General features: G+C 76.3%; 9 protein-coding genes and 1 pseudogene. 4 read left to right on the forward strand and 6 right to left on the reverse strand.

Translation table 11 applies throughout. The features are described from left to right. Positions 1 to 24: 24 nt before the first annotated feature. From ACFVFR_RS02640 to ACFVFR_RS02655, 4 genes are all read right to left on the reverse strand, one after another. Entirely contained in the window at positions 25 to 1119 is a 1095-nt protein-coding gene (locus tag ACFVFR_RS02640) for a DUF2510 domain-containing protein (RefSeq protein WP_383697369.1), read from the reverse strand. Between the two features lie 134 nt (positions 1120 to 1253). Then, positions 1254 to 2069 (reverse strand): 3-oxoacyl-ACP reductase, encoded by an 816-nt coding sequence (locus ACFVFR_RS02645; protein WP_383697371.1) that lies wholly within the window; start codon positions 2067 to 2069, stop codon positions 1254 to 1256. Position 2070: 1 nt separating this feature from the next. Continuing rightward, complete coding sequence (locus tag ACFVFR_RS02650; RefSeq protein WP_383697413.1) at positions 2071 to 3444, reverse strand: aldehyde dehydrogenase family protein; 1374 nt, start codon at positions 3442 to 3444, stop codon at positions 2071 to 2073. 20 nt (positions 3445 to 3464) lie between these two features. After that, a complete protein-coding gene (locus tag ACFVFR_RS02655) occupies positions 3465 to 4832 on the reverse strand; it encodes a glutamine synthetase family protein (RefSeq protein ID WP_383697373.1) in 1368 nt (455 codons plus the stop codon). 90 nt (positions 4833 to 4922) lie between these two features. Here ACFVFR_RS02655 and ACFVFR_RS02660 point away from each other — a divergent pair, with 90 nt between their 5' ends. The 3 genes from ACFVFR_RS02660 (at position 4923) to ACFVFR_RS02670 (ending at position 8257) form a co-directional block, all read left to right on the forward strand. After that, positions 4923 to 5687, forward strand: a complete 765-nt coding sequence (locus ACFVFR_RS02660; protein WP_383697375.1) for a FadR/GntR family transcriptional regulator — start codon at positions 4923 to 4925, stop codon at positions 5685 to 5687. 175 nt (positions 5688 to 5862) lie between these two features. After that, complete coding sequence (gene eat, locus ACFVFR_RS02665; RefSeq protein ID WP_383697377.1) at positions 5863 to 7515, forward strand: ethanolamine permease; 1653 nt, start codon at positions 5863 to 5865, stop codon at positions 7513 to 7515. Positions 7516 to 7528: 13 nt separating this feature from the next. Continuing rightward, entirely contained in the window at positions 7529 to 8257 is a 729-nt protein-coding gene (locus ACFVFR_RS02670) for a gamma-glutamyl-gamma-aminobutyrate hydrolase family protein (RefSeq protein ID WP_383697379.1), read from the forward strand. 109 nt (positions 8258 to 8366) lie between these two features. On the opposite strand, the gene ACFVFR_RS02675 is transcribed toward ACFVFR_RS02670, so the two are convergent. Continuing rightward, positions 8367 to 9308 carry a LysR family transcriptional regulator gene (locus ACFVFR_RS02675; RefSeq protein WP_383697381.1) on the reverse strand — a complete coding sequence of 314 codons (942 nt, stop codon included), beginning with the start codon at positions 9306 to 9308 and terminating at the stop codon, positions 8367 to 8369. Between the two features lie 406 nt (positions 9309 to 9714). Between ACFVFR_RS02675 and ACFVFR_RS02680 the strand changes: the two are divergent. After that, positions 9715 to 10854, forward strand: a pseudogene (locus tag ACFVFR_RS02680) (TDT family transporter); the annotation flags it as partial. 136 nt (positions 10855 to 10990) lie between these two features. On the opposite strand, the gene ACFVFR_RS02685 reads toward ACFVFR_RS02680, so the two are convergent. Continuing rightward, positions 10991 to 11752 (reverse strand): helical backbone metal receptor, encoded by a 762-nt coding sequence (locus ACFVFR_RS02685; protein ID WP_383697383.1) that lies wholly within the window; start codon positions 11750 to 11752, stop codon positions 10991 to 10993. Positions 11753 to 11877: the final 125 nt, after the last annotated feature.

Consider the following 11877-nt stretch of genomic DNA (forward strand, 5'->3'; position numbering starts at 1 on the left):
GGGGCCGGGCCCGCGCCCGGCGGGTCACACGCCTTCGCCGTCGCCCGTCGCCGGTCGGATGCCGCCGACGATCTCGTCCATGGCCGACAGCGGCGGAGCCGAGGAGCTGACGTCGAAGCCGAGGCGCACGACGACCATCCGCGCCTCGCTCGCGCTCCGGCCGGGCTCGGGGAAGACGACGGACTGCACGTAGCCGTCGTCGCCCTTCTTGGTGTCCGCCTTCCACCGCACCAGGTAGCCGGGTTGGCCCGCGACGGTCACCGCCTCGGCCTTCAGTTCCTGGTGGCCGTTGAGCCCGCCGTATGCGGCCGGCTTGCCGCGCTGGCCGCTGCCGTAGGAGTCCTGGGCGTTGCGCGCGATGTCCTCCCGGGCGATGCCCTCGGCCGTGCTGGCCCGGTAGCCCTTGCCGGTCGAACCGAAGCTGAACACGCCGCCGCGCACGCAGCGCGTGGCCGCGTCGTTGGGGCACGGGTAGGGCGAGGTGGTGATGCCGAGGCCGTCCGCCTGCGGTGGGTTGGCCGTCCACTGGTCGAGGACCGGCACGCTGATGCCGTTCGCCGGGTCGGTGGCCATCCGCCCGCCGGCGCTGGGCGCGCTCGGCGCGGTCGAGGGGCCGTCGCCCCCCGTGCCGCCCTGACCGGCGCCGGGTGTCGGCACGCCGGCCGAGGGTGTCGGTCGGGCCTGGTCGCCGTCCCCGTCGTCGTCGCCGTTCTGGAGGACCAGCACACCGGCGACGATCGCGGCGACCACGACGGCGCCCATCACGCCGATGATCACGCCTCGGCGGCTCCGCCCGCCGGGCTGCCCAGGCCCGGGCCCGCCGGGGTAGCCCGGGGCGGGGGTGCCGTAGGGGGCGCCGGTGGCCGGCGGGTAGCCGGGTGGCTGCGCCGGGGGCGCGCCGTAGGGGGCGGTGCCCGGCGGCGGGTTGTAGGGGGCGGTGCCCGGCGGTGGGGGCCCGGGGGCGAAGGTCATCGGCGCGGACAGCATGGTCTGCGCGTCGTGCACCGAGGACGCGGCGCGGCGCGCGTCGGTCCACCTGGCCCCGTCCCACCAGCGCTCGGGGGCGGGCCCGGGGCCCTGGTGGTCGGGGTCGGGGTACCAGCCCGGAGGTGTCGTCATGCTCACCCCGTCACCCTATGGCCACGCCCCGGTGCGGGACAGCGGTGCGGTGGCGGGCGGTTGTCGGCCGGGCCGGGCCGCTGGCGCGGGGTCGCGCCCCCGCCCCGGCCGGTTCGACCGGGGCGGGGCGCGGTCTAGAGCGGGGTGACGTACGCGCCGGCGATGCCGCCGTCCACCAGGAACTCGGCGGCGTTGACGAAGGAGGCGTCGTCGCTGGCGAGGAAGGCGACGGCGGCGGCGATCTCCTCGGGCTCGGCGAAGCGGCCGACGGGCACGTGCACCAGGCGGCGGGCGGCGCGCTCGGGGTCCTTGGCGAACAGCTCCTTGAGCAGGGGGGTGTTCACCGGCCCCGGGCACAGCGCGTTGACCCGGATGCCCTCGCGCGCGAACTGCACGCCCAACTCGCGTGACATCGCCAGCACGCCGCCCTTGGAGGCGGTGTAGCTGATCTGCGAGGTGGCCGCGCCCATGACGGCCACGAAGGAGGCGGTGTTGATGATCGAGCCCCGGCCCTGGGCCCGCATGTAGGGCAGGGCGGCCTTGCAGCACAGGTAGACCGAGGTGAGGTTGACCTGCTGGACCCGCTGCCAGGCGGCCAGGTCGGTGGTGAGGATGGAGTCGTCCTCAGGCGGTGAGATGCCCGCGTTGTTGAAGGCGACGTCCACCGAGCCGTAGGTGTCGTACGCGGTCTGGAAGGCGGCCTCCACCTGGTCCTGGTCGGTGACGTCGACCTCGACGAACAGGCCGCCGACCTCCTGGGCCACAGCCTTGCCCGCCCGCTCGTCGATGTCGGCGCACACCACGCGCGCGCCCTCGCCGGCCAGTCGGCGGGCGGTGGCCAGGCCGATGCCGCTGCCCGCGCCGGTGATCACCGCCGTACGGCCCACCAGGCGGCGGCACACGGGGGCGCTCGTGCCGGGCGAGGGCCGCTCGGCCGGGGTGTCGCTCACGTCAGTCCTCCTCGGTACTGATGAAGACGTTCTTGGTCTCGGTGAAGGCCGCCAGCGCGCCCGGGCCCAGCTCGCGGCCGAGCCCGGAGTGCTTGAAGCCACCGAAGGGGGTCCAGTAGCGGACGCTGCTGTGGGAGTTGACCGAGAGGTTGCCGGCCGTGACGGCGCGGGCCACCCGCACGGCGCGGCCCACGTCGCGGGTCCACACCGAGCCGGCCAGGCCGTAGTCGGTGGCGTTGGCCAGCCGTACGGCGTCGGCCTCGTCCTCGAAGGGGATGACGACCGCGACCGGGCCGAAGACCTCCTCGGTGGCGATCCGGCTGTCGGCAGCCGCCTCGACGACGGTGGCCGGGTACCAGAAGCCCCGGCCCGTGGGGGCCTTGCCCCGGATGACGGCCGGGGCGTCCTCGGCGACGAAGGACCGTACGCGTTCGCGGTGGGCCGCCGAGATCAGCGGGCCCATCTGGGTGGCGGGGTCGGCCGGGTCGCCGACCACGAAGTCCTGGACGGCGGGTTCGAGCAGGGCCAGGAAGCGGTCGTAGACGGAGCGCTGGACCAGGACACGGCCCCGGGCGCAGCAGTCCTGGCCGCTGTTGTCGAGGAAGGAGGCGGGCGCGGTGCGGGCGGCGCGTTCGAGGTCGGCGTCGGCGAAGACGATGTTGGGGCTCTTGCCGCCCAGTTCCAGGGTGAGCCGTTTGACCTGGGGGGCGCAGCGGGCCATGATCTGCCGGCCGACGGCGGAGGAGCCGGTGAAGACGACCTTGGCGACGTCCGGGTGGTCCACCAGCGCGGTGCCCACCACGGGTCCGGCGCCGGGCAGCACCTGGAACAGGTCGGGCGGCAGGCCGGCCTCCCGGCCGAGTTCGGCCAACCGCAGCGCGCTGAGCGGGGTGGCCTCGGCAGGCTTGAGGAGGACGGCGTTGCCGGCGGCCAAGGCCGGGGCCAGGCCCCAGGCGGCGATGGGCAACGGGAAGTTCCACGGCACGATGACGGCCACCACGCCCAGCGGTTCGGCGAAGGTGACGTCCAGGCCGCCGGGCACCGGGATCTGGTGTCCCGTCAGTCGCTCGACCCCGCCGGCCGCGTAGTCGAGCAGGTCGCGGACGTTGCCGGCCTCCCAGCGGGCGTTGCCGATCGGGTGGCCGGCCTCGCGCACCTCGATCCGGGCCAGCTCCTCGATGTGCTGGTCGACGGTCTGGGCGAAGGCGCGCAACGCCCTGGCCCGGTCGCCGGGGGCCAGGGCGGCCCAGCCGCGTTGGGCCTCGGCGGCCGAGGCGACGGCGCCGGCGACCTGTTCCGGGGTGGTGGCGGTAACGGTCGCCACCACCTCCTCGGTGGCGGGGTTGAGAACCTGGTGTTCGGTCGGGAACCGCACCTGGGCCAACGGGGGCCTCCTCACATCCGTTCGAAGGAGCGGAAGCGCTCCCAGTCCGTGACGGCGGTGTCGTACGCCCGCTGTTCGACGTGCGCCATGTGCAGGTAGTGCTCGACCACCTCGTCGCCGAAGGCGGCCCGGGCGAGCGCGCTGTTCTCCCACAGGTCGGCGGCCTCGCGCAGGGTCGTGGGCACACGGGCGGCCTCGCTCGTGTACGCGTTGCCCGTGACGGGGTCGGGCAGCTCCAGCCGCTGGTCGATGCCGTGCAGGCCGGCGGCGATCATGCCGGCGACGGCGAGGTAGGGGTTGACGTCGCCGCCGGGCAGCCGGTTCTCCAGCCGGTGGCCGGCGCCGTGGCCGATGACGCGCAGCGCGCAGGAGCGGTTGTCCGGGCCCCAGGCGACGGCGGTGGGCGCGAAGGAGCCGGGCCGGAACCGCTTGTAGGAGTTGATGTTCGGGGCGTACAGCAGGGTCAGTTCGCGCAGCGCGGCGAGCTGGCCGGCCAGGAAGTGGCGCATGGTGGTGGACATGCCGTACGGAGCGCTGTCGTCGGCCAGGACGGGGCGGCCGGACTCGTCGCGCAGTGAGAGGTGGATGTGGCAGGAGTTGCCCTCGCGCTCGTCGTACTTGGCCATGAACGTCAGCGCGGTGCCCTCCTGGGCGGCGATCTCCTTGGCGCCGGTCTTGTAGATCGCGTGCTGGTCGCAGGTGACGAGCGCCTCGTCGTAGCGGAAGGCGATCTCGTGCTGGCCCGGGTTGCACTCGCCCTTGGCGGACTCCACGGTCATGCCGGCCGCGTCCATCTCCAGGCGGATGCGCCGCAGTAACGGCTCGACGCGGGCGGTGCCGAGCACGGAGTAGTCGGAGTTGTACTGGTTGGCCGGGGTCAGGTCGCGGTAGGCGGCGGTCCACGCCTGCTCGTAGGTGTCCTGGAAGACCAGGAACTCCAGCTCGGTGCCCACGTAGGCGCTCCAGCCGCGCTCGGCCAGCCGGGCGGTCTGCTGGCGGAGCACCTGGCGGGGCGAGGCGGACACCGGGGAGCCGTCGTGCCAGCCGAGGTCGGCGGTGAGCATGGCGGTGCCCGGCTGCCAGGGCACGCGACGCAGGGTCGTGGGGTCCCCGCGCATGGCGAAGTCGCCGTAGCCGTTGTCCCAGGAGGAGATGGCGTAGCCGTCCACGGTGTTCATGTCGACGTCGACGGCGAGCAGGTACGTACAGCCCTCGGCACCGCCTTCCAGTACGTCACTGAGGAAGAACCGGGCCGCGAACCGCTTGCCCTGGAGTCGGCCCTGCATGTCGGTGAAGGCGAGGACGACGGTGTCGATCTCCCCGGCGTCGACCAGTGCGCGTAGTTCGTCGACCGGGAGCGGGGGCGTGCGGTCTCCCACGGGCGTGCCTCCTTTCGGTGCGTCCGAAGGTCATAAGGTAGGGCCGTAGACCATTGGTTGGGAAGTGGTCGCGACGAGAGGAGGGGGCTGATGGACACCGGTACGAACACCTCGGGCGGCGCGCTGTCGCACGGGCCCGTGGAACTGGCCCCGCTGGGGTCGGTGCTGCGTCCCGTGCGGGCCGGCAACGGCTTCGAGGAGGCGCTGGAGCAGATACTCCAGGTCATCCGGCTGGGCCTGGTCTCGCCTGGCGAACGGCTGCCCGCCGAGCGGGAGTTGGCCGAGCGGCTGCGGATCAGCCGGGTGACGCTGCGCGAGGTGCTGAAGGTGCTCCAGGAGCAGGGGCTCGTGGAGAGCAGACGCGGCCGGTACGGCGGGACGTTCGTCCGGGCCCGGCGGGCGACGCGGGTCGCGGCGGAGGAGTTGCGGTGCCGGATGGCGGGGGTGGACCTGGCGGACACGCTGCGCTTCCGCGAGGTGCTGGACGTCGGCTCGGCGGGCCTGTGCGCGACCCACGACCTCGGCCCCGACCAGCGACGGCGGTTGCGGGCCGCGCTGGACGGCACGCGCGACGCGGCGCCCCAGGACTACCGCCGGGCGGACACGCTCTTCCACCTGACACTGGCCGCTCTGGCCGACAGCCCCTCGCTGGCCACCGCGTACGCGGCGGTGCGGGCCCGCCTCAACGACCTGCTCGACTGCCTCCCGCTGCTGGTGAGGAGCCTGGAGCACTCCCAGGCCCAGCACGCGGCGCTGACCGAGGCGGTGCTGGACGGCGACGCGGACGGGGCCCGTGAGGTGATGCGCGAACACTGCGCGGGCACGGCGGCCCTGGTGCGCGGCTTCCTGACGTGACGGGGCGTACGGGAGTGTCGCGCCGGCGACGGCGGCCGGACCGCGCCCGGCGCGCGCGGGGCGGCGGGCAGCGCCCGGCGCACCACCGCGCAACCCGTACGCGGGTCTTGCGCGGCGCCGCGCGGGGTGGCAATGGTATGCAGTCACACCTTTCCCTGGCAGGCGGGAGCGGCCCATGGCCGACGGACCTGAGCGCACCTCCGCACCCACCGGCGGCGACGAGCCGCGGCGAGCCGGGAGGCCGGCCACCCCGGAGCGGGGCACGCCGCCCGCCGCCACCCGCGCGCCCGCGCACGCCGGGCCCGGCTCCCTGAACGCCCCGCCCGCCGGCGGCCCTTCGCCGGCGCGCGGGGCCGTGCCCGCGGCCCGCGCGGCGGCCGACGGCACCGGCGCGGAACCGGGCGACCCGGCCGCCGCCGACCCCACGGCCTACCTGGAGCGGCGCGCGCTGCGCGGGGGCAGCGCGGGACCGCTGCTGCTCACCGGGCTCGGTGTGGCCTACGTCGTCTCCGGGGACTTCTCCGGCTGGAACGCGGGCCTGTCCGAAGGGGGCTTCGGCGGGCTGGCCATCGCCGCCGCGCTGATGGGGCTGATGTACACCTGTCTGGTCCTCTCGCTGGCCGAGTTGGCGGCCGTGCTGCCCACGGCCGGCGGCGGCTACGGCTTCGCGCGCCGCGCGCTGGGCACCTGGGGCGGCTTCCTGACCGGCACCGCGATCCTGATCGAGTACGTGCTGACGCCCGCCGCCGTCGCGCTGTTCATCGGCGAGTACGTCGAGTCGCTCGGGCTGTTCGGCCTGGAGTCGGGGTGGCCGGTCTACCTGGTCTGCTACGGCCTGTTCGTCGGTCTGCACCTGTGGGGCGTGGGTGAGGCGCTGCGGTTCATCCTGGTGGTGACGGCTGTCGCGGTGGCCACGCTGGTCGTCTTCGTGGGCGCCGCCGTCACCGAGTTCTCCGCGAGCCGGCTCCACGACATCCCGGTGGGCGGGGGCGCCCTCGGCGCCGGTTCCTGGCTCCCGTTCGGCCTGCTCGGGATCTGGGCGGCGTTCCCGTTCGGCATGTGGTTCTTCCTCGGTGTCGAGGGGGTGCCGCTGGCGGCCGAGGAGGCCCGCGACCCGGCCCGCACCCTGCCCCGGGCGATGGCCTGGTCGCTCGGCGTCCTGGTACTGCTGGCGCTGGCCACCTTCGTCACCGCCACCGGAGCGCGCGGCGCCGCCGCCATCGCGGAGGTCGGCGACCCGCTCGTCCAGGCCCTCCAGCCGCACGGCGAGCCCACCACGGCCAGCCGGATCGTCAACTACGCGGGCCTGACCGGCCTCGTCGCCTCCTTCTTCTCCCTCGTCTACGCCGGCTCGCGCCAGCTCTTCGCCCTCTCCCGGGCCGGCTACCTGCCCCGCGCCCTGTCGCTGACCAACCGCCGCAAGGCCCCCTACCTCGGGCTGCTGGTGCCCGGGGCGCTGGGCTTCGCGCTGGCCGCCGCGAGCGGGGAGGGGGCCCGGATGCTGAACGTCGCGGTCTTCGGCGCCACCATCTCCTACGCCCTGATGGCCCTGTCCCACCTGGTGCTCCGCCGCCGTGAACCGCGCCTGCACCGGCCGTACCGCACCCCCGGTGGCGCGCTGACCTCCGCCGTCGCGCTGGTGCTGGCCTGCGCGGCGCTGGTGGCCACGTTCCTGGTGGACCCGCGCGCGGCGCTGATCGCGCTCGGCGTGTACGGCGCGGCCCTGCTCTACTTCGCCTGCTACAGCAGGCACCGTCTGGTGGCCTCGGCGCCCGAGGAGGAGTTCGCCGCCCTCGCGGCGGCCGAGGCGACGCTGACCCGCGACTGACCCGGAGGCCCGCATGCCCGCACCGCTGATCGGCATCAGCACCTATCTGGAGGACGAGGCCCGGTGGGGCGTGTGGCGCCTGCCCGCCGCTCTGCTGCCGGCCGGCTACCACCGCCTCGTCCAGCGCGCGGGCGGGCTGGCCGCGCTGCTGCCGCCCGACCAGGCGCCGGGCGCGGCCCGGGAGGCGGTCGCCCGGCTCGACGGCCTGGTCATCGCCGGCGGCCCCGACGTACGCCCCGAGCGGTACGGGGCCGCGCCGCACCCCGAGACGGGCCCGCCGGCGCTGGAGCGCGACGCGTGGGAACTGGCCCTGATCGAGGCGGCGTGGGAGCGCGGCCTGCCCCTGCTGGGCATCTGCCGTGGCATGCAGTTGCTCAACGTCGCGCGCGGCGGCACCCTCCACCAGCACCTGCCCGAGGTGGTGGGCCACGGTGGGCACGCGGGCCCGCCCGGCCAATTCGCCGCACACGAGGTCACCCCCGTCCCCGGCACCCGCACCGCCCGACTCCTGGCCACGCCGACCCGCGTGCCGACCTACCACCACCAGGCCGTGGACCGCCTCGGCGCCGACCTCGTCGCCTCGGCCCACACCGCCGACGGCACCGTGGAGGCCCTGGAGTTCACCGTCCCCCACCCCTTCGCCCTGGCCGTCCAGTGGCACCCGGAGGCGGGCGACGACGACCGGCTGACGCGCGCGCTGGTACGGGCGGCGGGCGAGGAGGCCGCGCACCAGGGGCGCTGAGTCGGGCCTCGGGCGCACCAGAGGCGCCGGGCCGGGGGTGAGGGGCCGGGGGCGGCGGCGGCGAGTCACCCTGCGGCGGCCTGCTCGCCCGCTCCCGCCGTGGTCGCCGTCAAGGCCGCTGGTCCCGGCCTCGGGTCAGGCTCAGCAGGTCGCGGGCCGGGCCCGCCGGGCGGGCGCCCACGGGCCAGACGGCGCGTAGTTCGCGGCGTAGTGAGGCGTCCTCGACCGGCACGGCCACCAGACGGTGGGCCGCGAGCTCGTCGTCCACGGCGAGTTCGCTCAGGACGGCCGGGCCGGCGCCGCTGACGGCGGCGGACTTGACCGCGGTGGTGGACGCGAGTTCGAGCAGCGGCTCGGCCAGCCCGCCGAACGCGCGCAGCGCCGCGTCCAGGACCTGCCGGGTGCCCGAGCCGCGCTCGCGCAGGATCAGCGGCGTCGCCGCGAGTTCGGCCAGCGGTACGGGGTGGCGGCGGCGCGCCCACGGGTGGGCGGGCGCGGTGACCACGACGAGCCGGTCGCGGCCGATGACCGCGCCGGCCAGCCCGGCCGGCGCTCCGACCCCCTCCACGAAGCCCAGGTCGGCCTCGCCGTCCCGGAGCCGCCGGGCCACCTCGGTCGAGTTGCCCGCGAACAGCGACACGGCCGTCCCGGGCCGGCTGGCCCGCAGCGCGATCAGCCAGCCGGGCAGCAGGTACTCGGCGATGGTCATGCTCGCGGCGACCCGTAGCCGGGAGTCGCGGCGGTCGCGCAGCGCGTGCGCGCCCACGTCGAGCGCCTCGGCCGCCTCCACCACGCGGCGCGCCCACTCGGTGACCAGCGTGCCGGCGTCCGTCAGCCGCGAACCGCGCGGCGAGCGCTCCACCAGGGTGATGCCGAGTTGGCGTTCCATCGCCCTGATCCGGCCGCTCGCGGCGGGCTGGCTGATGCCCGTCTCCCGCGCGGCGCGCCCCAGACTGCCGAGCCGGGCCACGGCCAGCAGCAGTTCGAGCGCTCCGAGGTCGGGCACGCGGTGGGCGAGCGGGACGCGCGGCGCGTCCTCCCCGGGGCCCATCTCCCGCCGAGCCCCTCCCCCACCGGATCGCCGCCGGCCGGCGGGCCGCCCGTCAGCCTCGGACGGGTCCGTGGCGGGGAGGTCGGGGGCGGGCTGGCCCGTGGCGGGCAGATCGGTGCCGGGGAGGTCGGGGGCGGGCTCGGGCCCGTCCCCGGCCGTGACGCCCTCCCCGCCGCCGGACCGCGCGGCGCCGGCGGACCGCTCCCCCGCGCCGGGCCGACGCGCCCCCCGCGCCCGCAGCCGCCCGCCGGCGTCCGGCCGCGCCCCCGCCTCGGGCCGCCGTCCCGCTGCCCGTCGCGCCCCGCCGCCCGTACCACCACCACTCGCCTCACCCATAACCTCAGCTTATGCCCTCATAGCCGTAACGGCCCTGGTCAGCGTGGTGTGGGCGGCGCACCGTGGAGGCATGGTCACCCTTGCCGCCACGGGCTCGCGCCCATTCATATCCCCCCGGATCAGCGTGCGCCCGCTCGGGCCGAACTGGTACGCCACCGTCATGGGCACCGCCATCGTGGCCACCGCCGGGGTGGGCCTGCCCGTCGACGTGCCGGGGGCGCGCCCGGCGTACGCCGTGGTGTGGGCCCTGTCGGCCCTGCTGCTGGCGGGGTTGCTGGCGGCGCGAGCGCGGCACTGGGCGCGCCACGGGGACCGGGCCCGCGCGCAGCTGCGCGATCCGACCGTCGCGCCGTTCTACGGGTGCCTGGCCATGGCGCTGCTGGCGGTCGGCGCGGGCACGCTGGCCGTGGGCCGGGACGTGGTCGGTGAGCGGGGCGCGGTCGCGGTGGCCGGCGCGCTGTGGGCCGGTGGCACGGCTCTGGGGCTGCTGGCCGCCGCGGGCATCCCGTATCTGTTGATCACCCGGCATCGGCTGGGCCCGCGCGACGCGTCGGCCGTGTGGTTGCTGCCGGTGGTCGCCCCGATGGTGTCGGCGGCCACCGGCCCCGCCCTGGTGCCCCATCTGCCGCCCGGTCAGGGCCGGGTCACGCTGCTGCTGGGCTGCTTCGCCCTGTTCGGGCTGAGCCTGCTCGCCACGTTGGTGCTGCTGCCGGTGATCGTGGCCGGGTTGCTGCGGTGCGGGCCGCCGCCACTGGCTCTGACGCCCACGCTGTTCCTGGTGCTCGGGCCGCTGGGCCAGTCGACGACCGCCGTGACGCAGCTGGCCGACGCCGCCCCCGGCGCCGTGCCGGGGGCGCACGCGGACGCGCTGGGCGGCTTCGCGCTGGTGTACGGCGTGCCGGTGCTGGGCTTCGCGCTGTGGTGGCTGGTGGTGGCCGGGGCGCTGGTGGTGCGGGCCGCGCGGCGCGGCATGCCGTTCGCGATGACCTGGTGGGCGTTCACCTTCCCGGTCGGCACCTGCGTCACCGGCGCGAGCGGCCTGGCCCGGCTGACCGGCCTGGACGCGCCGCGCTGGCTGGCCGTCGGGCTGTACGCGTTCCTGGTCGCGGCCTGGCTGGTGACCGCCGTACGCACCACCCGGGGCGTCCTGACCGGCGCCCTGCTCACCGTGTCCCCGACCCCGCCCACCGCCACCGGGGCCCCCACCGCCGCGCCCGGTCACGCGCCCGACGCCGCGCCGCGCCAGCCGTCCGGACCCGAGCCGGGAGCCCCGGTCGCGCCGGCGCGCGCGTCCACGCCCGCGCCCGAACCCGCCGCCCCGCGTGGCCCGCGCGGCGGCGGGGCGGTCAGCGGGCCCGGCGCAGGGCGTCGCCGAGCACGGTCGGTGCCGTCACCAGCGAGGGCCCGTACCAGGTGAGATGGCGCCCGCTGAGCAGCGCGGCGGGCAGCCCGGGGAACGCCTCGGGGCCGTCGTCGGCGGTGAAGCGGTAGGGCTCGTCGGGCAGGGCCACCAGGTCCGCGCCGCTGGCGCGGAGGTCCGCCAGCGGGATACGGGGGTAGCGCTCGGGATGGTCGGCGTACACCTGGCGCACGCCCAGGCGCGCCAGCAGGTCACCGGCGAAGGTGTCGCGGCCGAGCACCATCCAGGGCCGACGCCAGATGGGCACCACGGCGGTACGCGGCGGGTTCCGGGGGCGCGCGGCCACCTCACGCCAGGCGACCTCGGCCGCGTCCAGCCAGTCGGGCCTGGCCAGGCCGCAGTCCTCGACGAGCAGGTGGTGCAGGGCGCGCAGCGCCTGCGGGAGGTCGCGCACCTCGGTGACGCGCACGCGCAGGCCGGCGGCGCGCAGCGCGGCCAGGTCGGGCTCGCGGTTCTCCTCCTCGTTCGCGACGACCAGGTCGGGCGCCAGCGCCACCACGCGCCGCACGTCCGGGTTCTTGGTGCCGCCGACGCGTTCCACCGCGAGGTCGGCCGGGTGGCTGCACCAGTCGGTGGCGCCCACCAGCAGGCCGGGGGCGGTGGTGGCGAGCGCCTCGGTCAGCGAGGGCACGAGGGAGACCACGCGCCGGACGGCCGGGCGGCGGGTGGTGGGGTGGGGGCCGGTCATGGGCCCCACCGTACGGCGCCGCCGTGGCCCCGCTGGGTTGGGGGGCCCGCGGGGGGGGGTGGCCCCCCGGGTGACCGCGCAGGGGGGGGCCTGGGTCGGGGGGGACGCCCCCCGGGGTCGCAGTT

Origin of the sequence: Streptomyces sp. NPDC057702, assembly GCF_042799315.1 — a bacterium.
Lineage (GTDB): Bacteria > Actinomycetota > Actinomycetes > Streptomycetales > Streptomycetaceae > Streptomyces.

Excerpts from the sequence above, each read along its gene's own strand:
- ACFVFR_RS02640 (WP_383697369.1), bottom strand. The coding sequence starts at position 1,119 with ATGACGACACCTCCGGGCTGGTACCCCGACCCCGACCACCAGGGCCCC.
- ACFVFR_RS02685 (WP_383697383.1), bottom strand. The coding sequence starts at position 11,752 with ATGACCGGCCCCCACCCCACCACCCGCCGCCCGGCCGTCCGGCGCGTG.
- ACFVFR_RS02660 (WP_383697375.1), top strand. The coding sequence starts at position 4,923 with ATGGACACCGGTACGAACACCTCGGGCGGCGCGCTGTCGCACGGGCCC.
- ACFVFR_RS02675 (WP_383697381.1), bottom strand. The coding sequence starts at position 9,308 with ATGGGCCCCGGGGAGGACGCGCCGCGCGTCCCGCTCGCCCACCGCGTG.
- eat (WP_383697377.1), top strand. The coding sequence starts at position 5,863 with ATGGCCGACGGACCTGAGCGCACCTCCGCACCCACCGGCGGCGACGAG.
- ACFVFR_RS02670 (WP_383697379.1), top strand. The coding sequence starts at position 7,529 with ATGCCCGCACCGCTGATCGGCATCAGCACCTATCTGGAGGACGAGGCC.